The sequence below is a fragment of the Pantoea sp. VS1 genome, assembly GCF_002207995.1.
Classification (GTDB): domain Bacteria; phylum Pseudomonadota; class Gammaproteobacteria; order Enterobacterales; family Enterobacteriaceae; genus Pantoea; species Pantoea dispersa.
On record NZ_NHZE01000136.1, the window covers coordinates 1 to 585 of the forward strand.

The window sequence follows — 585 nt, forward strand, 5'->3', positions numbered from 1 at the left end:
TTTATGCTGCCATGACGACGTTAACGCCTCGGGTTTAATTACCGTTTTACCGTCAACTTCCATGCCGATTACGGGGGCAACCCAACCCTGATTCAGACGGTAACCATCAAAATCCAGTTCGTAAGTTTTACCCGCCTCGACTTCGATATAGCGATAAACCACTTCACCGCTGTAATCACGACCCTCGACGAAGTCAGTCATTGAGCCAAGGACATTTGATCCGTCTGCCCCCTTCCAATAGGTAGTATTAAGCTGATTGTATTTTTCATACAGGCCTGCAGCGATCCAGCCCTGCAGCGTGCCATCGTTGAAGTCCCAGTCGAGTCCCTGTTTGTCCACCGGCGTAACTTCGACCGGCTTCATACCGAGATTGTCCAGCAGGAAATCATTGCCGTAGCCATTGGCGGTGGCATTAGTGACCGCGACTTTGACCACTTTGGTTTCGGTTGCAGTATAGGTGCCGCTTTTATGCTGCCATGACGACGTTAACGCCTCGGGTTTAATTACCGTTTTACCGTCAACTTCCATGCCGATTACGGGGGCAACCCAACCCTGATTCAGACGGTAACCATCAAAATCCAGTTC

At 50.3% G+C, this 585-nt stretch carries 1 protein-coding gene; it reads right to left on the reverse strand.

The window, feature by feature from the left end:
- On the reverse strand, window positions 1-585 hold a 585-nt coding region (locus CBW22_RS26445), incomplete at both ends, for a hypothetical protein (protein WP_176428192.1).